Genomic DNA, 24056 nt, shown 5'->3' on the forward strand with positions numbered 1-24056 from the left:
TCACGTGCACTTCTTTCTTGCAGGACGAGCTTCGGTCAGTACCTACCGGATTCGTCGGTGTCTGTGCCATCGCTTTGTCACTTGACCGTGGCCGGCCAACCAGGGATCGCATCGCCGTGGGGCGGCGGCTTCTGGTGAAATCCGTTTGCCATCGCTTCGCGAGTGGCGGCGTCATCAGGCATGGCCGCTGCGCACTGCTTTTGAATCTCTGGTGTGACGACGTCTTCGGTGCTTTCGATCGTTCCCCAAACGCCTGAACTGCGTCCGGTTATGGACCAGTTGCCGAACACGTCACCCATGGGTGCCGGACGGGTGCCGATTTGCGGACCGTCAGGAGCCGAAGACTCAACGGCGACCTGCGGACCTCTGTTCGTTAGTTCGACTACCCAGACATCGACTCCGCCCTCACGTGCCTTGCCGCTGCCGGTGTACATGGCACGGCCAGTGGCCGGATCAGCTAGCGCCGACACGTACCTGTCTTGCGTGTCTCCGACGGTTCGGTAGACGGAGTACAAACCAAGGCAGACGGTTGCTCGGTAACTAGCGCCGTGGGGTTCGAGGCTCAGAACATGCGTTGGTTGATAACCGGCGACACGGCGATTGTCTTCATGCTCGACGTTCGATGTCGGTGGTGACGGCCTCACGTCAACGAGCTGGAAGAGCGGATCCGGATTGCCGGGGCTACCCACATTTGCTGGGGTAGCGCGGTCGAAGCCGGGGTACGTGGCTGTCTCTACGCCTGAGATCTGGACGAGTACGTAGGACTCCACATACGCCCGCAGCGCGACCGATGGGCCGGTCCCCAAGTCGATCGAAGGCGCCGCTGACCAGTGGAACCGAAATTGGTCAACCTGGGGCGGCCAATTAGTAAATTCGGTTTGAGGGGCGGTCATGGACCTGGTTGCGGGTTTTGGCCCTGAATCTCCGTGATTCCCGCAAGCGGTGACAAGCATGGCGGCCAACGAAAACGCTATCGTCCCCTTGAGTGAGAGTTTAGCGAACGACGTCACGATATGCCCTATCGTAGTCGTCCAGCGGATCGCTGATCGAGTCGCTCAGATTGCTGAAGTAGATATTTAAAGCATTTTGATAGCGTCCCGCAGACTCGTCATATACATCGTCGGACGGGATATTCAGTTGCCCGTCACCGTCAGAGTCGAAGGGTGATAGTCGGGCGATATCCGCGGGATCGCCAATCCCATTCATCATGAAAGCCGTTGCCAGCGCCGACTTCACGCCAACGGTACTCTCGATTGGAGTTTCACCTAGGTTGGCAGATTCGGGTCGGGGACCGAGAATCGCATCCTTCATAAGCACCGATTCCACTCCAAGCGCCGGGCCCGCGTGCGGCACGCCGCCTGCCAACGCAGCGAAAGCGTCGTAGTTGCGTGCCATCCGGTCCCAGGCGGCCTGTCGGGCCTTTGTGGCATCGGACTCGATGTCTGAGGTCGACATGAACGCCCCTTCGGCCGTGATGCCTTTCAACCTCCCGGCGGCTTCCATTGCTGATGAATCCGATAACTGTCCGTGGCTGTCGATCACCGAGTTTGCGTATTCATTGATGTAGGCGGCTTGGACCTCAGCAGACCGGCTGTCCAGGATGCGGGCGGCGTCCTCGCCGGTGCCGAGGACGCCCATCACATGGACAGCATGGGGGTAGGAAAGGTCAGAGGAGTTGTCAATGGAGTTCCATCCCGTTGTGCCTTCGGAACTGATGGGTCGACCAGCCATTTCGTCCATGTACGGGCTGATTGCATTTGCCAGACTTGTCGTCAGCTCCGGGTTCATCTGGCCCAAAGACATGTTTGGCTGGGAGCCTGTGCTGTTGTTCATGAGGATGTTCTCGTTCTTCGGGTCGCCAATGTACGAGGCGATGGCACTTGCGGTCTGACCCGCTCTTTCGCGAACATCGGGATCAGGCGAAGTCGATGAGTCGTGGATCCAGTCGGTCAGCGTGCGTGCTGATTGTCCGTCGTCCTGCCACTCATGTGTAAGAACGTCTTGCATGAAGTCCCGATCAGTGGTCAGCATGTCGTGCGAGACCACCGTGTCGCGTCCAGCTGTGTCAAATACTCGTTCGACAACCTCGTCGCCCCAGTGCTCCTGAGTTTGGCCGGTAGGGCCTTCCTGGGCCGCGAGCCACTCTTTCGCGTTGGCCATCATTTCGCGATCGAGCTGGGAACCTTGCTGGAAGCGCGGATCGCCCTCACCAATGATGTCGGCAAGGTTCTTCATATTGTTCGCGGCCGCCTCGCGATGTGGAGCTTCGAGGTCGGTATGACTGCCTGGGTAGCCAACGGACGGATCCGGCGGGCCCAAGAAGTTGCCACGCTCATTCAGCACGGCTTGGACGCCATCCGGCAAGGCGCCAGTATCCCCCGGCAGTACACCGTTGTTGGGCAGAGGGACGCCGGGGCCCGACGGAACAATTTGCGCGCCGTCACCATCGTGGCGAGGGTATGTAACGTCCGGGTCGCTCATCACGTGCATTGCGTTGATGAGAATGTTCTTGTTGTCGCCGAGCCGTTCCCGAGCCGCATTGAGGTCGGCCAAGGACATTGGCTTCATCTGTGCCTGCATCTGGCCTACGAGTTCGGCTTGAACAGGGGTTAGTGGGTTCTCTTTGCTGTGCGGGCCCAACTGATTTTCGTTTATTGAGTCGAGGATCTTGTCGACTTTGGCGGCCGCCTCTGGATTACCTTCTTGCACGGCCTGATGTACAAGCTCCTCCATGTCTTCGGGTTTCAGGTCACCGTCCTCGGCCAACGGCTCCTCGTTGCTCACCAGCTGCACTTCATCATCCCGCTGCTCGGGCTTGTCCTCCTTGCCCGCACCGCCGAACTTCTGGTCCTGCAACGCATCCCACTCGGTGCCCAGCTTGGTGATGTCACCGGCCACCCGGTTCAATTCGGAATTGGATGTGCTGACGATCCCGGACAGCTCGCCGAGGCCCTTCTGCACGATCGGCAGTATCAACTGCTCCCGGTTCTTTCCGGGTGGCACCGATGCCGCGGCGTCGACGACCCACTGGCGCAAGTTGTCGAGATTCTGCCGGCCGGTGGCGACCACGTTGGCCGACTCGTTGACGTGATTGGCCAACCGCCTGTCCAGTACGGCCAGCTCGCCCAGCACCCGGGCGTGTTCCTTGTTCACCTCGCCGTAGGCGTTGGCGGCCGTACCTGACCACGCTGACCCCGGTGCGGCGGTCTGCACCGTGGACTGCAGCTGCTGCAACTGTGCGCTCTGGTCGAACTGCTCACCGGTCTGGGGGACCCCCGCCCCGAACGTCTGGCGAGCCTTGTCCCACGTCGACAAGAATCCCTCGAGCGCACCCACCTGATCTCCGTCCCCCGATCCAGCCCTTTGAGTCTATTTGCCGGACGATGCCAGAAAGTGCACCTGTTTGGGAGAGGCTTGTCGAAACCAAAAAACGGCAAAAGTGACAAAACTTAAGTCGCTACATCGGTACCCTGCCGCTGTGGAGCTGACCTTGCAACGCATCGGCGCCTGGTGCGGAACCGTCATGATCCTGCTCTACGGCGCCAGCTTTTCCGGTATAGCCCAACTGTTCCCGCCGCTGTCGCCGGCCGACTCCGCCGACCAGATCGCCGCCTTCTTCGTCGACCACAAGCTCTGGATCCGGTTCGGTGTGTCGGGCGCACTGCTCAGCGCCGTTCTGGCACTGCCCTTCCTGGCCGCCATCATCCTGCGGATCCGACGTGCCGAGGGCGGCTGGGGCATGCTGTCGATGACCCAGTTGATGGCCGCAACCGTATTCGTGCCCGCCCTGCTGTTCCCGCAGTTCTTCCTCGGCGTCGCAGCCTTCCGTCCCGAGGAACGGTCCGCCGAACTCACCCAAGCCCTCAACGATGTGTTCTGGCTGTGGTTCATCGGCATCGTCGGCACCATCATCATCCAGAACCTCACGCTGGCTGCCGCCGCATTCATCGACAAGGGGGACCCGCCGACCTTTCCGCGCTGGTACGGCTACCTCAACCTCTGGGTCGCCACGCTCTCACTGCCCGGTTGCGTCGTGGTCGTCTTCAACGATGGCCCGCTGGCCTGGGACGGTGTCTTCGCCTTCTACATTCCCGGCCTGGTCTTGGTGGTGTGGCTGTTCAGCACCACGGCAGTGATGCTGAAATCGATCAGCGCCGAACAGGGCGCGCGGGCCCGCGCGTGAGCGCCATGGCCGCGCCAATCGTTAACCGGCGCATCCCCGGTGAAAGCGGCACCTGGGTGTTCCTGTTCGGCGACATGCTCGTGTTCGGCGCTTTCTTCGTCACCTTCCTGGTCGAACGCGCCACGGCGCCGGAGGTGTTCGATGCGGCGCGCACCACCCTGCACATCGGGGTCGGCGTCACCAATACCCTTGTGCTGCTCACCAGTTCGCTCTGCGTGGTACTGACCATCAACGCGATCCGGGCCAACCAGCACGCCCTGGCGACGAGGGCGGCGGCAGCTGCGATGGTGCTGGGCCTGACCTTCATCGCGCTCAAGGTCTACGAGTACGTCTCGCTGGGTGCCGCGGGACACGGGCCCGGCGCCAACGATTTCTACCTGTACTACTTCATCCTCACCGGCCTGCACCTGTTCCACGTGTGCCTGGGTCTGGGTGCGCTGGCTTTCGTGCTGAGCCAGACCCGCCGACACGACCTGAACGACACCCGCACCGCGCTGGTCGAAGGGGCCGCCTGCTTCTGGCACCTGGTCGACCTGCTGTGGATCGTCCTGTTCGCCCTGCTCTATCTGGTCAGCTGATGACGGCACTGAAACTACTCACCAATCGGGCGGGCGCCAGTTGGCTGTTCCTGGTCGCCGCGACCGTGCTGTCCTGGGCGGTCGGTGCCGAGCACGGCACCGGATCACTGGTGGCGGTGCTGGTGCTCGGCATCGCCGCCATCAAGGTGCGCCTGGTCGGGCTGGACTTCATGGAGTTGCGCCACGCACCGATCGCGCTGCGCGCGGCGTTCGAGGCGTACTGCGTGGGGCTGTGGGCCCTGTTGTCGGCGCTCTACCTCTGGCTCTAGACCCTGTCGATCCCGCCGGCGCGCAATGCCGCCAGATCGGGTGCGCCGCATCCGTGCAAACACACCCGCAGCTCAGCGATGAAACGCCCCAGCCAATCCTCGACCGCGGCGGCGGACTCGATCGCCGGCACCAACAACGGCTGCGCCACCGCGACCACATCGGCGCCCAGCGCGATCGCCTTGGCCGCATCCATCCCCGTGCGGATGCCACCGGAGGCGACCAGCGGCATCGACGGCAGCGTAGAACGGACCTCCACCAAGGCCTGAGCGGTCGGAATTCCCCACTCGGCAACATCCGGATCGGTCACCGAGCCGTAGCGCACGAACTGTTCGACGCGTGCCCACGACGTCCCGCCGGCCCCTGCCACGTCGACGGCGGCCACCCCGATATCGGCCAACCCGCGCGCGGCAACCCCACCGATCCCGTGACCCACCTCTTTGACCAGCACCGGATACCCGACCGACGCGATCACCTGCTGCAGTCGGGCCAGCGACCCGGCGAAATCGGTGTCACCCTCGTACTGCATCGCCTCTTGCAGCGGATTGGTATGCACCGCCAGCGCGTCGGCGCCCACCGATGCCAGCGCATCGCGCAACGACGGCACCACGTCCACACCCACCTGCGCCAGCCCGATATTGCCGATCAGCAGCACATCGGGGGCGATATCGCGCACATGAAAACTGGTGACCGACGCGTCACCGAGCATGATGCGCTGCGAGCCGAGCATCATCCCGACACCGAGTGACTGTGCGGCCGCGGCCAGATGGCGATTGATGGTGCCCGACAATTCCGAGCCGCCCGTCATGGCGCCGATGAGCACCGGCGCGGCCAGTCGCTCACCGAGGAACTGCGTGCTCAGGTCGATGCGGGCCAGATCGGTCTGGGTGAGCGCGTTGTAGGGCAGCCGGTAGCGCTCCAACCCCGTGCGCACCGACTGGTACTGGACGGCCTCGGATAGGCAGACGTCGATATGCCGACGCTTGCGCACCTGCATGCGGTCGTCGAAGCCGGGGCCGATGCTCACCGGATCGACATTGCCACATCCGGACCGACCCGGCGGAGTGCGCCAGGAACCCCGCCGTCGGTCCCTGAGACAATGACCGGGTGTCTGATGCCTTGTGGATCGCGCTCGCGGTCATAGCCGTACTGGTCGTCGTCGCACTGGTCGTCGGACTGGTGCGCTACCGGAAGCGTCGGATCAGTCTCTCCGCTCCCGAGACCACCACCGAGATCGACAAGTCGGGTGGTTACAAAGCCTCGACCGGCATCACGTTCAGCTCCTCGACGGCGGCGCCGCCGGTCGAACGGATCGACACCACCGGCCTTCCGGGCGTCGGCGACGACGCGGCCGTGCCGCGGGATGCGCCCAAGCGCACGATCTCCGAGGTCACGCTGCCCGAGCCGGCGGTCGAGACTCCTGCCGAGCCGCCGATCGACGAGCCCGCACCGGCTGACGAGCCCGCAGCCGAGCCCGCACCTGAGCCGGAGCCCGAGCCCGAGCCCGCACCTGAACCTGAGCCGGAGCCGGCCGCGGTCATCGAACCCATCGCACCCAGCGAGGGCCGCCTCGAGCGGTTGCGTGGCCGCCTCGCCAAATCGCAGAGCACCCTTGGCCGCGGCGTCCTGGGGCTGCTCGGCGGCGGCGACCTCGACGAGGACTCCTGGGAGGAGATCGAGGACACCCTGCTGATCGCCGACCTCGGCCCCGTCGTCACCCAGTCGATTCTGGCTTCGCTGCGCGCCAAGATGGCCAGCGCCTCGGTCCGCACCGAGGCCGACGCCCGCGCGATCTTCAAAGAGGTACTGATCTCCGAATTGCGTCCCGACCTGGACCGTTCCATCCGGGCGCTACCGCACCAGGACAAGCCTTCGGTGCTGCTCGTTGTCGGCGTCAATGGCACCGGCAAGACCACCACCGTCGGCAAGCTGGCCCGCGTCCTCGTGGCCGACGGCCGCCGCGTCGTGCTGGGCGCCGCCGACACCTTCCGTGCCGCCGCCGCCGATCAGCTACAGGCCTGGGCCTCGCGGGTCGGTGCCGATGTCGTGCGCGGGCCCGAGGGTGCCGACCCCGCCTCGGTGGCCTTCGACGCCGTCGACAAGGGTATTGCGACCGGCGCCGACGTCGTCGTCGTCGACACCGCGGGCCGGCTGCACACCAAGACCGGTCTGATGGACGAACTCGGCAAGGTCAAGCGTGTGGTGGAGAAGCGGTCCAAGGTCGACGAGGTGCTCCTGGTTCTCGACGCCACGATCGGCCAGAACAGCCTGCCGCAGGCCAAGGTTTTCGCCGAGGTCGTCGACATCACCGGTGTGGTGCTGACCAAACTGGACGGCACGGCCAAGGGCGGCATCGTGTTCCGCGTGCAGCAGGAACTCGGCGTCCCGGTCAAGCTGGTCGGTCTCGGTGAGGGACCCGACGATCTGGCCCCATTCGAGCCCTCGGCTTTCGTCGACGCGCTGCTCGGATAGCGCGTGCGCAACCGGGAAACACAGGTGTAACAGACAACGGGAATCCGTTCACGCACGCGAAACATCGGTGAACCACCGATGAAACGAGGGCAAAAGAGTCTCTTCGGGAGGCCGATTACAGCGGCGCATTTCCCAAGGAGGTTCATACAAAGTGGTTCCTGGCTTGCACGATGTGGCCCTGGCCATACCCGACGAAAATTTCCTGCCGTTCGGCCCCGGAGGCCTGGACTCCGGCAACACGGCATGGGTGCTCGCATCCGCCGCCCTGGTGCTGTTCATGACCCCGGGCCTGGCGTTCTTCTACGGAGGTCTGTCCCGGCAGAAGTCCGTGCTGAACATGATGATGATGTCTTTCGGTTCGCTCGGCTTGGTCAGCGTCATCTACGTGCTGTGGGGCTACTCGATGTCCTTCGCCTCCGCGCACACCGGCGAGACGCCCGGCCTGTTCTTCGATAACCCGTTCTCGCTCTTCGGGGTCAACCAGTTGACCGAGGTGCGCGAGATCAACGGCGCCGAGTCCTACGTTCTCGGTGGCTTCGGCACCGTCCCCGCCATCGTCTGGGTCGCCTTCCAGCTGACCTTCGCCGTCATCACCGTCGCCCTGATCAGCGGAGCGGTCGCCGAGCGCATGAAGTTCGGCACCTGGCTGGCCTTCGGTGGTCTGTGGGTCACCTTCGTGTATTTCCCGCTGTCGCACATGGTCTGGGGTGGCGGTCTGCTCTCCGGTAGCGATCAGGGCCTGGCGGCCAAGCTGTTCGGTGTCGACGAGGAAGGCGCGGCCAACGTCGCACCGATCGACTTCGCCGGTGGCACCGTGGTGCATATCAACGCCGGTATGGCGGCGCTGGTGCTCGCCATCCTGCTGGGCAAGCGGACCGGTTTCGGCAAGACCGCATTCCGTCCGCACAACATCCCGTTCGTGATGCTCGGCGCGGCCATCCTGTGGTTCGGCTGGTTCGGCTTCAACGTCGGTTCCGAGGGTGGTGCCGATATGGTCGCCGGCCTCGTGTGGGTCAACACCACCGCCGCCACCGCGGCCGCGATGCTCGGCTGGTTGCTCGTGGAGCGTCTGCGTGACGGGCATGCCACCAGCGTCGGCGCCGCCTCCGGTGTGGTCGCCGGTCTGGTCGCCATCACCCCGGCCTGCGGCAATCTGACCCCGGTCTGGTCACTGGTCGTCGGTGCGATCGCGGGCATCCTGTCGGCCCTGGCAATCGGGCTGAAGTACAAGTTCGGCTATGACGACTCGCTCGACGTCGTCGGCGTCCACCTGATCGCCGGCCTCTGGGGCACCGTGTCGCTGGGCTTCTTCGCCACCGAAACCGGGCTTTTCGTCGGCGGTGACTACAAGCAGTTGGTGGTCCAGGTCGTGATCGCAGGTGTGGCACTGCTGTTCACCGCGGTGCTGACGACGATCATCGCCTTCGTGGTCAAGCCACTAGGCTGGCGAGTCAGTCAAGAGGAAGAGGCCACCGGCATCGACGAGACCGAGCACGCAGAAACCGCTTATGAACTCGCATGATCGCGAACAATTGACTCCAGTCCTGGAAGGATCGACCATATGAAACTGATCACCGCGATCGTCAAGCCATTCACTCTCGAAGACGTCAAGACCGGTCTGGAGCAGACGGGCATCCTCGGTATGACCGTCAGCGAGGTGCAGGGTTACGGCCGCCAGAAGGGCCACACCGAGGTCTACCGCGGCGCCGAGTACTCGGTGGACTTCGTGCCCAAGGTGCGCGTCGAGGTCGTCGTCGACGACTCGGCCGTGGACAAGGTCGTGGATGTCATCGTCCAGGCCGCCCGCACCGGAAAGATCGGCGACGGCAAGGTGTGGGTGAGCCCGGTGGACACCGTCGTGCGGGTGCGCACGGGAGAGCGCGGAGTCGACGCCCTCTGATCATCCGGTGATGGAGGTCGTTTCCCGGCCATGTACGCAAGACCGTTCAACGTAGGGCCGGGGGAGGACCGAAATGACTGATCAGACACCAGATCCCGCCGCCGGGGCAGCCCGATGGGAAGCCCCGGCGGCGGGATCGCCGCGTCCGGCCACCGATTTGGCAAAGGCCACCGCACAACTTCTCAACACCGGCGGTAAGCAGTTGGATTCGGCGGGTCTGCGCGACGCGCTGCTCGACCTGCACGAGTTCTGGTTGTCCACCAAGGCAACCGAGATCGGTATCACCGCCACCAGCGGTTTCGCGATCGTCGCCACCGGGGGACTGGGTCGTGGCGAATTCTTGCCCTATTCGGATCTCGATCTGACGCTGCTGCACGACAACATGCCCGCCGATGTGGTCAGCCGGGTTGCCGAACTCCTGTGGTACCCGTTGTGGGATGCCAACATTCGCATCGACCACAGCGTCCGGACCGTTCCCGAGGCGCTGAAGGTCGCCGGTGAGGACATCGCGGTCGGCATGGCGATGCTCGACGCCCGCCACATCGCCGGTGATGCAGAGCTGTCCGCGCTGTTGACCGGCGGCGCCCGCCGACAGTGGCGGATCGGCATCGCCGGTCGCTTCGAAGAACTCGTCGAACACACCAAGGCGCGGTGGGAACGCAGCGGCGAGATCGCCCACCGAGCCGAGCCCGATCTGAAGAACGGTCGCGGCGGCATCCGTGACGTCCAGCTGCTCAACGCACTTGCCATCGCCCAGTTGGCCGACGTCTACCCGAGCCGGCTGCTCGCCTCGCCCACCGGAACGCTCGGCGGGGCGCACTTGTCGCTGCTCAACGTCCGCACCGAGCTCCACCGCGTCTCCGGGCGTGGACGCGAGCAGGTGCTGGCCCAGTATGCCGACGAGATCGGCGCGGCCCTGCGCATCGGTGACCGATTCGATCTGGCGCGCGCGATCTCCGATGCCGCCCGCACCATCAGCTACTACGTCGACGCCGGCATCCGCACCGCAGGAAATGCCCTGCCGCGCCGGGGTTTCGCCGCATTGCGACGTCCGACGCGGCGTCCCCTCGACGAGGGGGTCATCGAGTTCGCCGGTGAGGTCATCCTGGCCCGGGACGCCCGGCCCGAACGCGATCCCGGCCTGATCCTGCGGGTGGCCGCCGCCTCGGCGATCACCGGCCTGCCCATCGCGGCTCCCACGCTGAGTCGATTGGCCGGTTCGGCTCCCGAATTGCGTACGCCCTGGCCGCGGGAAGCCCTCAAGGACCTGCTGGTGCTGCTCTCCGCGGGCCCGACCGCGGTGCCCACCGTCGAGGCCCTCGACCGTACCGGGCTGTGGGGTCGGCTCTTCCCGGAATGGGGGGCCGTCCGTGACCTGCCGCCGCGCGATGTCGTGCACATCTGGACCGTCGACCGCCATTTGGTCGAAACCGTTTCCCGCGCAGCGGCATTGACCACCCGCGTGTCGAGACCTGATCTGCTGGTGCTCGGTGCGCTGGTGCACGATATCGGTAAGGGGCGCGGCGGCGACCACAGCATCATCGGTGCCGAGCTGGCCACCCAGATCGGCACCAGGCTGGGCCTGTGGCCCTCCGATGTCGAGGTTCTCTCGAAGATGGTGCGCTACCACCTGCTGCTTCCGGATACCGCAACCCGGCGAGATCTGCAGGATCCCAACACCATCGCCTCGGTGGCCGAGGCGCTCGGCGGCGACTCGCTGTTGCTGGAGCTGCTGCATGCTCTGGCCGAGGCCGATTCGCTGGCGACCGGGCCAGGCGTGTGGGGGGACTGGAAGTCCTCGCTCATCGGCGATCTCGTGCGGCGATGCCGACTCGTCATGGCCGGTGAACCGCTGCCCACCCCCGATCCGGTGGATCCGCGGTATCTGGAGCTGGCAGCCGACGCGGGGGTGCACGTAGAGATGGTCCCTGGCGAAGGACCTCACATCCACAACGTCACGATGATCGCCCCGGACCGGCGCGGTCTGCTGTCCAAGGCCGCCGGCGTGCTGGCCCTCAATGCGCTGCGGGTGCACTCGGCGTCGGTGAACAGCCACGAGGGAGTGGCCATCAACACCTTCGCGGTATCACCGCATTTCGGCACGCCGCCGGCCGCCGAACTGTTGCGCCAACAGTTCATCCTCGCGCTCGACGGTGGTCTGGACGTCGCCGACATGCTGGCCCGCCGGGACCTGGAGGCCGCGGCCGGGCCGGCGCGGGTGGGTGAGACCCCGGCCTCGGTGCCGGCCACCAGTGCCACGGCGCCGCCACGCATCCTGTGGTTCACCGGCGATGCCCCCGCCGAACTGGTGCTGCAGGTCCGCGCCGGTGACCGACCCGGGTTGCTGTCGCGGCTCACCGCGGTCATCGAGCGCCGTGGTCTGGACATCACCTGGGCGAAGGTGACGACGCTGGGTTCGGTGGTCATCGATGTGTTCCACATCGTGGTGCCTGCGCTGGGCGAGACGAAGCTCGACGAGGTGCGCGCCGAGATGGAACGCGAGCTCTACGCGATGCTGCCGACCCCGCCGCGCAAGGTGTCGGAAGCCAGTTAAGTCGCGGGCGAGACGGTCACCCAGGTGTTGTTGACCGCCGCCGTCCCGGTGTAGGTGTCCACCCGTGTCGGGTCGTGCAGTTCGTTGACATTGGCCCCCGGCAAGGTGTTGGCGTGCTGCCATCCCGTGTTGCGATGGCCCCACCCGTGCGGCACGGCAACGGTGCCTGGTCGCATCTCATCGCTGATGTCGACCGGGATCTCGATGCTGCCGACGTCGGAGGCGATGCGCACCAGCGCACCCTGAACCAGTCCCCGCGCACCGGCGTCCTCGGGATGCATGAGCACCGTGCACCTGTTGTTCCCGCCGGTCATGGTCGGCGCGTTGTGCAGCCAGGAGTTGTTGCTGCGCAGGTTGCGTCGGCCGATGAGCTGCAAGCGGCCCGCGTCGGAATCCTCGGCCGCAGCTGCCAATCGGCCCGCCGCGTCGGCGACGAACGCCGCCGGCGCCAGCTGGACCAGGCCGTCCGCGGTGGCGATGACCTCCCGCAGCCGGGGTTGCAGCGGCCCGAGGTCGATACCGCCCGGGCTGTCACGCAGCGCGCGCAGGGTGATGCCTTTGCGGCCGCGGCGCAGTCTGCCGTACGGGCCGGTGGCCAGCACCAGGGCTGCGGTGCGCATCGGGTCGATCGCCCTCATCAGCATGGTCCGCAATGTGGCGGGCATCCGCCGCAACGGTGCCGGCGCCAGCTCGAGGGCGAGTCGGGTGAGAATCTCCCAATCCTCCAACGCCCCGGTCGGCGGCTCGAAGGAGCGGTGCTGATAGCGGACATTGTTGCGCACGCTGTAGACGGTGGTGAGCAGGTTGACGTCCTCGCGCTCCAGCGGCGAGACGGGAGGCAGGATGAAATCGGCGTGCCGACTGGTCTCGGTGACGTACATGTCCACGGCCACATAGAAATCCAGCTGCGCCATCGCGGCGTCGAGGCGTCCCTTCTGCGGGATCGAGGACACCGGGTTACCCGCGTAGGTGACCATCGCGCGGATCCGGCCGGGACCGTCGGAAAGCATCTCGTCGGCCATCACGACGGCCGGCAGTTCGGATCGGAACGAACGATGCCGTCCCGAGCGGTCGGTGTAGGTGCCGTGTTTGATCGGAAGACGCTTGGCCAGACCCGGCACGTCGATGATCGGCGTCGCGAACATGGTGCCGCCGGGGCGGTCCAGATTCCCGGTCACCGTGTTGATCACCATCACCAGCCAACTGACCAACGTGCCGGTTTCCTGGTGGCAGATGCCGATTCGCGCGTAGATGGCCGCCGATTCGGCCGCGGCGTGATCGCGGGCAAGCGCGCGGATCTGTTCTGCAGTGACGCCCGCGCGCGGCGCCATGGACTCCGGGGTGGCCCCCTCGACCAACGCGGTCAGCTCCGTCCAGCCGGATGCGATCCGCGCCAGGGCCGCTGTGTCGCAAAGGTTTTCCGTGACAAGAACGTGCAGCATGCCCAGTAGTAGGAACAGGTCGCCGCCGGGGCGTACCGACACGTGCTGATCGGCCAGGCGGGCGGTCTCGGTGCGTCGCGGGTCGATGACGACGACCGTGCCGCCGCGCTCACGTATCGCCTTGATGCGTCGCTTGGCCCCCGGCATGATCGACAACGATCCGTTGGACACCGCGGGGTTGGCGCCGATGACGACGAGTCGGTGACAGCGGTCGATATCGGTCACCGGCATCAGGAAGTTCGAACCGAAGACCTGCCAGGCCGCGTACTCGTGAGGCATCTGGTCGATCGAGGATGCGGTGAAGAAGTTCGGCGTGCGTAGGGCCATCCGCAACAACAGTCCGTAGCCTGCGCCGGAACTGTGCGCGGCCGGATTGCCCAGATACATGCCCAGCGCGTGGGAGCCATGACGGTCGCGTACCGCGCGGAGTCGTCGGCCGATCTCGGTGAAGGCCTCATCCCAGCCGACCGGTTCGAACCGGTCGCCGACCCGACGCATCGGGGTCCGCAACCGGTCGGGGTCGTCGTGCAGCGCGCCCATCGCGGTCGCCTTCGGGCAGATGTAGCCCTTGGAGAAGACGTCGGCGGGGTTGCCGGCGATGCGGCTGACCCGACCGTCTGTGACGGTGACGTGGATGCCGCAATGCGCCTCGCACAGGGTGCACTGGCTGATGTGGGTGGTGCTGTCCGGCTCGGCCGGCGCGGCGCGCTGGGGGAGGGGGAGGTCAACGGTTGTCATGGGGGCCTCCGGCCGTTTCTGTCAGCGGGCGTTGACAGATTAACGCCCGCTGTCGCCCGAGGCCAGAGTGCGCCGTGAGTTCATCATGGCTGACCGTTACGCTTACCAGGTGTTTGAATCGCTGTCTGACCGGTTGACCGGTGCTCTCCAGGGGCTGCGCGCCCGCGGCCGGCTCACCGACGCCGACATCGACGCCACCGCGCGTGAGATCCGCCTTGCCCTGCTCGAGGCCGACGTCTCGCTGCCGGTGGTGCGCGCCTTCGTCGGCCGCATCAAGGATCGTGCCAAGGGTGCGGAGGTATCCGCCGCGCTGAACCCGGCCCAGCAGGTCGTCAAGATCGTCAACGAGGAGCTCATCGGAATCCTCGGCGGCGAAACCCGCCAGCTCTCCTTCGCCAAGACCCCGCCGACGGTGATCATGCTCGCCGGCCTGCAGGGTTCCGGTAAGACCACGCTGGCCGGAAAGCTCGCCAGATGGCTCAAGGCACAGGGGCATACGCCGTTGCTGGTGGCCTGCGATCTGCAGCGTCCCGGTGCCGTGCACCAGCTCCAGATCGTCGGCGAGCGAGCGGGCGTCTCGGTGTTCGCGCCGCATCCCGGGGTGTCGCCCGACGGCGCGACCATCGATGAGATGACCACCGGTGACCCGGTGTCGGTCGCGGCCGCCGGTCTGGCCGAGGCCAAGGCCAAACACTTCGACGTCGTCATCGTCGACACCGCCGGCCGTCTCGGCATCGACGAGGAACTGATGGGCCAGGCCGCGGCGATCCGCGATGCGGTCAACCCCGACGAGACGTTGTTCGTCCTCGACGCCATGATCGGCCAGGACGCCGTCACCACCGCCGAGGCGTTCGGGTCCGGCGTCGGATTCACCGGCGTCGTGCTGACCAAGCTCGACGGTGACGCCCGCGGTGGTGCCGCGTTGTCGGTCCGTGAGATCACCGGTGTGCCGATCCTGTTCGCCTCCAGCGGCGAGAAGTTGGAGGACTTCGACGTCTTCCACCCCGACCGGATGGCCAGCCGCATCCTCGGGATGGGCGATGTGCTCTCCCTCATCGAGCAGGCCGAGCAGGTGTTCGACGCCGAGCAGGCCGAGGCCACCGCCGCCAAGATCGGCTCCGGCGAGCTGACGCTGGAGGACTTCCTCGAGCAAATGCTGGCCATCCGCAAGATGGGCCCCATCGGCAACCTGCTGGGCATGCTGCCCGGCGCCGGCCAGATGAAGGACGCCCTGGCCGCCGTCGACGACAGCCAGCTCGACCGCGTGCAGGCCATCATCCGCGGGATGACGCCCGCCGAGCGGGCCGACCCGAAGATCATCAACGCCTCCCGCCGACTGCGCATCGCCAACGGATCCGGCGTCAGCGTCTCCGAGGTCAACCAGCTCGTCGACCGCTTCTTCGAGGCTCGCAAGATGATGTCGCAGATGGCAGGCCAGATGGGAATGCCGTTCGGGCGCAAGAACGCCCAGCGTAAAGCGGCCAAGGGCAAGAACAAGCAGGCCGGTAAGAAGAAGGGCCGCGGCGCCAAGGGGCCGACCCAGCCGAAGAACCCGTTGGGTGCCGGTATGCCCGGCGGCTTCCCGGACCTGTCCAACATGCCGAAGGGCCTGGACGAGCTGCCGCCTGGGCTGGCCAACTTCGATCTGTCCAAGCTGAAGTTCCCCGGACAGAAGTAGTCCGTGCAGCCGCTGCATATTCGAGGCCGAGGGTTACCCGACGGCGAGCAGGTGCAGTGGTGGGTGCACGGCGGCGTGCTGTCTGCCGAGCCGATCAGCAACGCGGACACCGTATTTGACGGCGGATGGATCATCCCGGGCCTGGTCGATGCGCACTGTCACGTCGGGCTCGGACCCGGTGGGCCGACGACGGTCGAGGAGGCCGTCGAACAGGCCGAGATCGAACGCGATGCCGGGGCACTGCTGTTGCGTGATGCCGGCTCCCCGGTGGACACCCGCAGCTTCGACGACCGCGAGGACCTGCCACGCATCATCCGGGCCGGCAAGCACCTGGCCCGGCCGAAGCGTTACATGCCCGGTCTGCCGATCGATATCGAGGACGAATCACAGTTACCTGCCTACGTCGCCGAGCAGGCCCGCTGGGGTGACGGCTGGGTCAAGTTGGTCGGGGACTGGATAGACCGAGGAGTCGGGGATCTGGCGCCGCTATGGTCCGACGATGTGCTGGTCGAGGCGATTGCCGCCGCCCACGCCGAGGGCGCCCGGGTCACCGCGCACGTCTTCGGCGAGGAGGCGCTGCCGGGGCTGATCAAGGCGGGCATCGACTGCATCGAGCACGGCACCGGTATCACCGAGGACACCATCGAGCTGATGCTGGAGCACGGCACCGTGCTGGTCCCGACGTTGATCAACATCGAGAACTTCCCGGGCATCGCCGACAAGGCGGCCAAGTACCCGACCTACGAGAAACACATGCGCGATCTGTACGCCTCCTGCCACCGACGGGTGGGTGCCGCGCACGAGGCGGGTGTGCCGATCTTCGCCGGCACCGACGCCGGCGGCATGGTCGCCCACGGTCGCATCGGTGACGAGATCGACGCGCTGCGGCGGGTGGCGATGACCGCGACGGAGGCTCTCGGCGCGGCGTGCTGGGACGCGCGGGCCTGGTTGGGCCGTCCCGCGCTGGCCCATGGCGCGTCGGCGGATCTGCTGTGTTTCCGCGAAGATCCGCGCGAGGTCGGCGTGAGCAACCCCGACCTGGTGTTGCTGCGGGGGCGGATCTGGCGCTGACCGCACAACGACGCCGGCCGGGTCAGTACACGTCGCGCACGTAGCGGTGACTCTTGATCAAGTCGTTGACGTAGGCGTGCGCACCTGCGGCGTCGAGACCGCCGCAGCGGGCGACGATATCGTGCAGGGCCGCATCGACATCCTTGGCCATCCGGTCGGCGTCACCGCATACGTAGACGTATGCGCCTTCGGTCAACCAGCGGTAGAACTCCTCGGCGTTCTCCTGCATCCGCTGCTGCACATAGATCTTGGTCTCCTGATCGCGCGAGAAGGCCAGGTCCAGCCGGGTCAGGACACCGGCGTCGGCGAACTTCTGCAACTCCGCGCCGTAGAGGAAATCGGTGTCGCGGCGCCGGTCACCGAAGAACAACCACGCGGGCCCGCTCGCCTTGGTCGCGCGGCGCTCCTGCAGGAAGGCGCGAAACGGCGCGATGCCGGTGCCCGGGCCGATCATGATGATCGGGACATCGCCGGCGGGCAGCCGGAAATGCGTGTTGGGACGCAGGTGCACCAGGACGTCTTGGCAGCGATCCGCCAAAAATGTCGATGCCACCCCGCCGTGGGCGCGCCCGTCGAGGTCGTAGCGAACGCTGGCGACCGTCAGGTGCACCGCGGCAGGATGCTCCAGTGGGCTGGAGGCAATCGAGTAGTCGCGGAACTGCAGGGGACGCAGGGTGTCGAGCACCTCGTCGACGTTCAGGGCGGCCAGCGTGACGATATCGAGCACATCCTTGCCGTACAGCCACGAGTTCTCGGTACCGCCGTGGGTATCGCCGGACTGCAGGGCCGCGGTCACCTCGGCGTCGGTGGTGCGGGTGGCGGCCAGATTCAGCAGGGCCCGCGACGGCGTGCGGATCTCGAAGTGTTCGGTCAACAGCACACCGAGCGGCTGCTCGTGTCCGGTGACGGCGTAGTCGGCGCCGACGCCGAACGCCGCCAGCAGCGCCTGAACCAGTGCAGGGTCGTTGGTGGCGTGCACTGCCAGCGAATCACCGGCCTGGTAGGTGATTCCGGTCCCGGTCAGGTCGACCTCGTAGTGGCGGACCTCCTTGTCCGACGCGGTCGAGTTGAGCCATCGGTTGACCGAGAGCCGGGCGCGCACCGGAACGTTGCGCTCGCGCGGTTCGGTCCGTTCGGGTGCTGACACCGCGGGCTGCGGTGCCGTTCCGCCCTGCTGTGCCGTCATCACCTTGATGATGTCGGCGGTCCACGCCTTGGCGGGCTCCTCGTAGAAGCCGTCGACGTCGACACGGTCGACCATGCGTTGGGCGCCGAGGGCCTCGAGCCGCTCGTCGAGCAGCTTTCCCGCGTTGCAGAAGAATTCATAGGAGCTGTCACCGAGTGCGAGCACCGAGAAGTGCAGATGCTCCAGCCGGTCGGTGTCGGCGCTGATGGCCTCCCAGAACAGGGTCGCCGAATCGGGAAACTCGCCCTCGCCGAACGTCGAGACCACCACGACGAAATGGGTGGCGTCCTGCAGTTGGCCGAGTTCGACCTGGTTGAGCTCCACGGCCTCGGCCTCGATGCCGATCTCGGCAACGGATTCGGCGAAGGTCATGGCGGCGTCCTCGGCGTTACCCATATCGGTGCCGAACGCGACGATCAACGAGATAAAAGCTTGGCCGGACAAAGAGTCCCCTTCGGTCGTGCGTGGGACGGCTGTCCGACGCTCAAATTAGGGTGACCTTACTTGTTTGTCCGCCGATTGTGCGAGCCACCCCGGTCAGGGTTGGCTGAAACCCCAGTCGAGGAGGCTGATCGCCTGGCCGTACAGATCACCCGAGCCGTACATCTGTACCACCACGAGCCTGCGGTCGCCGCGCTGGGCTGCGCCGACATAGGTTTTGCGGGCCAGGTTGGTGAAACCGGTCTTGCCGCCCAGATCACCGGGATAGCGGGACAGCAATTCGTTCTGATTGGTCAAGGTGCGCCCCGGAAATCCCGCCGATCTCGACCCCATGATCTGGGCGATCAGCGGATAACGCAGCGCGGCCCGGAACATGACCGCCAGATCATGGGGTGTGGTGACCGACTCCCAGCCCGGGCCGTCCAGTCCGGATGGCGAGGACGCTCGGGTATTGCGGGCACCGACGCTGGCGGCCTTGCGATTCATGGCAGCGACAGCATTGCGCTGGCCGCCCAGCATATCGGCCAGCATGTTCGCCGAGTCGTTGCCCGACACCATGAGCAGCGCGCTGAGCAACTGGGCCACCGTGTAGGGCTGGCCGGGAGTCAGTCCCACACACGAGCATTCGACCTTGGTGTGCGACGCGTTGGCCCTGGCGAAATTGTCCGGCCGCAGATTGTCGAGCACCGTCATGGCCAACAGCACCTTGATGGTGCTGGCCGGGGCGTAGGAGCCGTAGGGGTCGTTGGCGGCCAGCACCCGGCCGGTATCCAGATCGGCCAGCAGGTACGCCTTGGCCGGACCGTTGATGAACGTCTGGGCGCCGACAGGTTCCACCGCGGGCGCAGCCTGGGCGGGCGCCGCGATGACCGTGCTGAGGGCGAGCGCGGTCGCCGCGAGCAGATGCCGCACCCGCGTGAGCGTACGGCCGGCAGGACTCGAACCGGTCTCCCTCCGGTCTCGACTCCGACGCCGGTCGTCGATTAGAGCGCGCCGACGCTGACCGTCCGGTCCTGAGCGAACCCCCAGTCCAGTAGGGCCGACGCCTGATCCCAATAGGTCGGACCGCCCTCGCGGACGAGGCCGAACATCATCGCGACCACCAGGCGGCGGCCGTCGCGCTGTGCCGCGCCGACGAAGGTCTTCCTCGCCATATCGGTGAATCCGGTCTTGCCGCCGAGCATGCCGGGGTAGCGGGTCAAGAGCTCGTTCTGATTCACCAGGACCCGGTCACCGTTACGGCCGGGAAAGACAGCCGTCGGCTGCGCGGTGATCGCCGCGAACGCCGGATTGGCCATCGCCGCCCGGAAGATCACCGCGAGGTCGTGCGGCGAGGACCAGATGTCGATACCGGGCCCGTCCAGACCCGAGGGGGAGCCTGCGGTGGTGGCCCGTGCACCGATCGCCGCGGCCTTGGCGTTCATCTTCGCCAGTGCCGCCGGCCTACCACCCAGCATCGTCGCCAGAGTGTTTGCTGCGTCGTTACCCGACACCAGCAGCAGCCCCTCCAAGAGCTGGCGCAGCGTATAGGTCGAGCCGGGGGCCACACCCGCACAGTTGCACTCCACCTTGGTGTCGGCCTCATCGGCGACCACCGTCGCGTCCAGCGGCAATTCGTCGAGCGCGACCAGGGCCAGCAACACCTTGATCGTGCTCGCCGGTGGGTGTCGTGCGTACTCGTCCTTGGCCGCCAAAACCGCGCCCGAATCCAGATCCGCAACCACCCATGCCTGTGCAGGTCCGTCGGGTATCGGTAGCGAACCGACGGGCTGGTTCACCCCGATATCGGCACCCGCGGAACCCGTGCCGATGGTCACCAGGGACAGGGCCGACACGACAGCGGCGACAAGCCTTCGCATGGCTTGTGACCCTAACTACCTTTCGCACCCGGAGGTTTGGAAGGTGCCCTGACCGGTAACGTAAGACCAGCGCGAACCAGAGTGGCCATCGACCATCGAGGGGGACGAAAACAATGTGCGGCATCGCCGGCGAGGTTGCTCGCGGCCGGTCGGCAGATCTCGGAGCCATTGCCCGAATGGCGGAAACCATGGTGCCGCGGGGCCCCGACAGCGGAGGTTTCTGGTCCCAGGGCGGTATCGCCCTCGGGCACCGCCGGCTGGCGATCATCGACCTGTCCAGTCACGGGCAACAGCCGATGCACGACCCCGAACTCGGCCTGACGGTGGCCTTCAACGGGTGTATCTACAACTACCCGCAGTTACGACAGGAGCTGCTGGGCAAGGGGTACCGATTCTTCTCCCACAGCGACACCGAGGTCGTGCTCAAGGGTTACCGCGAGTGGGGTGACAAGGTCGTCGACCACCTGTACGGCATGTTCGCTTTCGCCGTCACCGAGGTCGACAGTGGTCGGGTGCTGTTGGCCCGCGACCGGCTCGGCATCAAGCCCCTGTACTACACCGATACCCCCGACGCCGTGCGGTTCGCCTCCTCGCTACCTGCGTTGCTGGCCGCCGGCGGCGTCGATACCTCGATCGATCCTGTTGCGCTGCACCATTATTTGAGCTTCCACTCGGTGGTTCCCGCACCGCACACCATCGTGGCCGGCGTCAAGAAGCTGCCGCCGGGCACCGTCATGCGGATCGAACCCGACGGCAAGCGGACCGAACACACCTACTGGGAGCCCGTATTCGAGAGATCGGCCGAGCGATCGGGATGGTCGGACACCGAGTGGGAAGAGGCCATCCTCGCCTCGCTGCGAACCGCTGTCGAGCGCCGGCTGGTCGCGGACGTCCCGGTCGGCTGTCTGCTGTCGGGGGGATTGGACTCCAGCCTGATCGTCGGGCTGTTGGCAGAGGCCGGACAGCACGGGCTGGCGACCTTCTCCATCGGTTTCGAAGCCGCCGGCGGCGAAGAGGGCGACGAGTTCAAGTACTCCGACATCATCGCCCGGCACTACGGCACCGACCATCACCAGATCCGTATCGACACCGCCCGCATGCTGCCCGCGCTGTCGGGAACCATCGCGGCGATGAGCGAGCCGATGATGAGCCACGATTGTGTGGCCTTCTACCTGCTCTCCCAAGAGGTCAGCAAGCATGTCAAGGTGGTGCAGTCCGGTCAGGGTGCCGACGAGATCTTCGCCGGCTACCACTGGTACCCACCGATGGCCCATGCTCCCGACGGCGATGTGACGGCCGCACTGGCCAGCTACCGCCAAGCGTTCTTCGACCGCGACCACAGCGCATTGAACGCCCTGCTGCAACCTAATTGGCGCTTGGATGCCGATATCGCCGGTGACTACGTCCGGAGTCATTTCGCCCACCCCGGTGCGGCGACGGCGACCGATCGCGCGTTGCGCCTGGACACCACCGTGATGTTGGTGGACGACCCCGTCAAGCGGGTGGACAACATGACCATGGCGTGGGGTTTGGAAGGGCGGGTGCCCTTCCTCGATCACGAACTGGTCGAACTGGCCGCGACCTGCCCACCGCATCTCAAGACCGCCTACGAAGGCAAGGGCGTGCTGAAAGAGGCGGCCCGCAAGGTCATCCCACACGAGGTGATCGACCGGCCCAAGGGATACTTCCCGGTACCGGCCCTCAAGCACCTCTCCGGGCCCTACCTGGACCTCGTGCGCGATGCGCTGCACAGCGACGGCGCCAAGGCCAGGGGCCTGTTCGACAAGAGCGAAGTCGACCGACTGCTGGCCGATCCGAACGGTTACCACACCCCGCTTCGGGGTAACCCCCTGTGGCAGCTCGGGCTGCTGGAACTCTGGCTGGCGCACCACGTGGATGGGGTAACGACGAGATGACCCTGGAGAAGGCGACTCCAGAGGGCGACGCTCCGCCCAAAGAGGTCATTCAGGATCTCGGTTGGGGCAGGCTGGTCTTCGGACAGACCTTCGACGATCCGGGTGAGCTCGGCACCGCGCTGCGCGCCGAGGCCAGCGGCCGCAGAGACATCGGGATGTACCTCGAGGCGCCGCACGTTTTCGTGGCACTCAACCCGCAAGAGTTCTTCATCGACCCGAGCTTCACCTACCGGTTGGACCTCACGACGCCGCTGGCCTACCGCCCCGAGGACCTACCGGGAGTGACGGTCCGGCCGGTCCGGTCCATGGCCGACTGTGCCGCGATCAACGAGATCTACCTGCAGTGCCGGATGGTGCCTGCCGACGTCGACCTGATGTGGCACAACAGCCAGTCCGAAGAGCACATGATCTACCTGGTCGCCGTCGACGACCAGAGCGGATCGGTGGTGGGCACCGTCACCGGCATCGATCACGCCCAGTTGTTCGACGATCCGGAGAACGGCTCGAGCCTGTGGTGCCTGGCGGTCAGCCCGACATTGTGTCGCCCTGGTGCCGGCGGACTGTTGGTGCGCTCGTTGGTCGAGGAGTTCATCGCCCGCGGACGAAGTCAGATGGACCTGTCGGTACTGCACGACAACGAGGGTGCCATCGCCCTCTACGAGCGAATGGGCTTCCAGCGTGTACCCGAACTCGGTGTCAAGCGGAAAAACGCGATCAACGAAAAGCTTTTTGCGCCCGCACAACCCGAGGAAGAGCTCGATCAACTCAATCCCTACGCGCGCATCATCGCCGACGAGGCCATCCTGCGTGGTATCGCCGTCCAGGTCCTCGATGCCCAGGGCGGGTACCTCCAGCTCACGCACGGGGGCACCACCGTCACCACGCGGGAGTCGCTGTCGGAACTGACCAATGCGGTGGCGATGAGCCGGTGTGACGACAAGCGCATCGCCCGCAAGGTGGTCGGCGAGGCGGGAATCGTTGTCCCCCAAGGTGTCACGGCCACCTTCGGGGAAGAGGATCATCGCTTCCTTGCCAAGGTGGGCTCGGTGGTGGTCAAACCGGCCCGCGGGGAACAAGGTGCCGGTATCACCGTCGGCGTGACTCGCCACGACGAACTGGACCGTGCGCTGCAGCTGGCCAGCAAGCACTGTCCGGACGTGCTGATCGAGGAACGTTGCGCCGGCGAAGATCTGCGCATCGTGGTGATCAACGGCAAGGTGATCGCCGCAGCGGTGCGGCGCCCGCCCGAGATCATCGGCACCGGAAAGCACACCGTGCGGTCGCTCATCGAAGCCCAGAGCCGTCGCCGGGCGGCGGCCACCCAGGGGGAGTCCCGAATCCCGCTGGACTCGGTGACAGAGGACACGGTGCGCGAAGCCGGCTGGGAGATGGACGATGTGCTGCCCGCCAACGAGCGCCTGGTCGTGCGGCGAACTGCAAACCTGCATACCGGCGGCACGATCGTCGACGTCACCGACGACCTGAACCCGTTGCTGGCCAAGGTGGCGGTCGACGCCGCCGATGCGATCGGCATCCCCGTGACAGGTATCGACCTGATGGTGCCGTCGGTCGACGGCGAGGAATATGTGTTCATCGAGGCCAATGAGCGTCCTGGGTTGGCCAACCACGAACCGCGCCCGACGGCGCAGGCCTTCGTGGATCTACTCTTTCCCCGGACCGCGGCGACACCCTGGGCGTGGCAGCCCGATCCTGTCGACCAGGGTTAGCGAATACGGGGACGCCTGGATCGTTCGGGCGTCCCAAATCTGAT

At 66.0% G+C, this 24056-nt stretch carries 18 protein-coding genes; 11 read left to right on the top strand and 7 right to left on the bottom strand.

Features of this window, described 5'->3' with window-relative positions:
• Positions 1-77: 77 nt before the first annotated feature.
• Together IC40_RS28095 and IC40_RS28100 are read right to left on the bottom strand one after the other, a co-directional pair.
• Positions 78-689, bottom strand: coding sequence for a hypothetical protein (locus IC40_RS28095; protein WP_157837296.1), 612 nt, complete (start codon positions 687-689; stop codon positions 78-80).
• 304 nt (positions 690-993) lie between these two features.
• Positions 994-3336, bottom strand: coding sequence for a TPR repeat domain-containing protein (locus IC40_RS28100; RefSeq protein WP_191293489.1), 2343 nt, complete (start codon positions 3334-3336; stop codon positions 994-996).
• 187 nt (positions 3337-3523) lie between these two features.
• Between IC40_RS28100 and IC40_RS0104190 the strand changes: the two genes are divergently transcribed.
• The 3 genes from IC40_RS0104190 to IC40_RS0104200 are packed head-to-tail and all read left to right on the top strand — an operon-like array spanning position 3524 to position 5030.
• Positions 3524-4183, top strand: coding sequence for a hypothetical protein (locus IC40_RS0104190; RefSeq protein ID WP_030133504.1), 660 nt, complete (start codon positions 3524-3526; stop codon positions 4181-4183).
• A 5-nt stretch (positions 4184-4188) separates the two neighbouring features.
• The gene (locus tag IC40_RS0104195; RefSeq protein WP_036469365.1) at positions 4189-4761 is read left to right on the top strand and encodes a cytochrome c oxidase subunit 3; all 573 of its coding nucleotides are present in this window, start codon (positions 4189-4191) and stop codon (positions 4759-4761) included.
• On the top strand, positions 4761-5030 hold the full coding sequence (locus tag IC40_RS0104200; RefSeq protein WP_030133506.1) for a cytochrome C oxidase subunit IV family protein: 270 nt from the start codon (positions 4761-4763) through the stop codon (positions 5028-5030). The genes IC40_RS0104195 and IC40_RS0104200 overlap by 1 nt, the downstream gene beginning before the upstream one ends.
• On the opposite strand, the gene fni is transcribed toward IC40_RS0104200, so the two are convergent.
• Positions 5027-6025, bottom strand: coding sequence for a type 2 isopentenyl-diphosphate Delta-isomerase (gene fni, locus IC40_RS0104205; protein WP_042509650.1), 999 nt, complete (start codon positions 6023-6025; stop codon positions 5027-5029). The genes IC40_RS0104200 and fni overlap by 4 nt on opposite strands.
• A 110-nt stretch (positions 6026-6135) precedes the next feature.
• Between fni and ftsY the strand changes: the two genes are divergently transcribed.
• The 4 genes from ftsY to IC40_RS0104225 all read left to right on the top strand — a co-directional run bounded on the left by ftsY (position 6136) and on the right by IC40_RS0104225 (position 11954).
• Positions 6136-7500: a signal recognition particle-docking protein FtsY gene (gene ftsY / locus IC40_RS0104210; protein WP_030133508.1), complete on the top strand. Its 1365-nt coding sequence runs from the start codon at positions 6136-6138 to the stop codon at positions 7498-7500.
• Between the two features lie 172 nt (positions 7501-7672).
• Positions 7673-9022, top strand: coding sequence for an ammonium transporter (locus IC40_RS0104215; protein WP_019511303.1), 1350 nt, complete (start codon positions 7673-7675; stop codon positions 9020-9022).
• A 39-nt stretch (positions 9023-9061) separates the two neighbouring features.
• Positions 9062-9400, top strand: a complete 339-nt coding sequence (locus tag IC40_RS0104220; RefSeq protein WP_030133509.1) for a P-II family nitrogen regulator — start codon at positions 9062-9064, stop codon at positions 9398-9400.
• A 73-nt stretch (positions 9401-9473) separates the two neighbouring features.
• Entirely contained in the window at positions 9474-11954 is a 2481-nt protein-coding gene (locus tag IC40_RS0104225; RefSeq protein WP_030133510.1) for a [protein-PII] uridylyltransferase, read from the top strand.
• Here IC40_RS0104225 and IC40_RS0104230 read toward each other — a convergent pair.
• Positions 11951-14134: a molybdopterin-dependent oxidoreductase gene (locus IC40_RS0104230; RefSeq protein WP_042509553.1), complete on the bottom strand. Its 2184-nt coding sequence runs from the start codon at positions 14132-14134 to the stop codon at positions 11951-11953. The genes IC40_RS0104225 and IC40_RS0104230 overlap by 4 nt on opposite strands.
• A 109-nt stretch (positions 14135-14243) precedes the next feature.
• Between IC40_RS0104230 and ffh the strand changes: the two genes are divergently transcribed.
• Entirely contained in the window at positions 14244-15812 is a 1569-nt protein-coding gene (gene ffh, locus IC40_RS0104235) for a signal recognition particle protein (RefSeq protein WP_030133512.1), read from the top strand.
• A gap of 3 nt (positions 15813-15815) precedes the next feature.
• Positions 15816-16883 (top strand): amidohydrolase family protein, encoded by a 1068-nt coding sequence (locus IC40_RS0104240; protein ID WP_030133513.1) that lies wholly within the window; start codon positions 15816-15818, stop codon positions 16881-16883.
• A gap of 22 nt (positions 16884-16905) precedes the next feature.
• Here the strand turns inward: IC40_RS0104240 and IC40_RS0104245 are convergent, their stop codons facing one another.
• The 3 genes from IC40_RS0104245 to IC40_RS0104255 all read right to left on the bottom strand — a co-directional run bounded on the left by IC40_RS0104245 (position 16906) and on the right by IC40_RS0104255 (position 20369).
• On the bottom strand, positions 16906-18513 hold the full coding sequence (locus IC40_RS0104245) for a diflavin oxidoreductase (RefSeq protein WP_030133514.1): 1608 nt from the start codon (positions 18511-18513) through the stop codon (positions 16906-16908).
• A 93-nt stretch (positions 18514-18606) separates the two neighbouring features.
• Complete coding sequence (locus IC40_RS0104250) at positions 18607-19422, bottom strand: D-alanyl-D-alanine carboxypeptidase family protein (protein WP_030133515.1); 816 nt, start codon at positions 19420-19422, stop codon at positions 18607-18609.
• Positions 19423-19493: 71 nt separating this feature from the next.
• Entirely contained in the window at positions 19494-20369 is an 876-nt protein-coding gene (locus IC40_RS0104255) for a D-alanyl-D-alanine carboxypeptidase family protein (protein WP_030133516.1), read from the bottom strand.
• A gap of 113 nt (positions 20370-20482) precedes the next feature.
• Between IC40_RS0104255 and IC40_RS0104260 the strand changes: the two genes are divergently transcribed.
• A complete protein-coding gene (locus IC40_RS0104260; protein ID WP_030133517.1) occupies positions 20483-22285 on the top strand; it encodes an N-acetylglutaminylglutamine amidotransferase in 1803 nt (600 codons plus the stop codon).
• Positions 22282-24012 (top strand): N-acetylglutaminylglutamine synthetase, encoded by a 1731-nt coding sequence (gene ngg, locus IC40_RS0104265; RefSeq protein ID WP_030133518.1) that lies wholly within the window; start codon positions 22282-22284, stop codon positions 24010-24012. Before IC40_RS0104260 ends, ngg begins: the two co-directional genes overlap by 4 nt.
• Positions 24013-24056 lie beyond the last annotated feature (44 nt).

The sequence above is a fragment of the Mycolicibacterium neoaurum ATCC 25795 genome, from assembly GCF_000691525.1.
GTDB classification, from domain to species: domain Bacteria; phylum Actinomycetota; class Actinomycetes; order Mycobacteriales; family Mycobacteriaceae; genus Mycobacterium; species Mycobacterium neoaurum.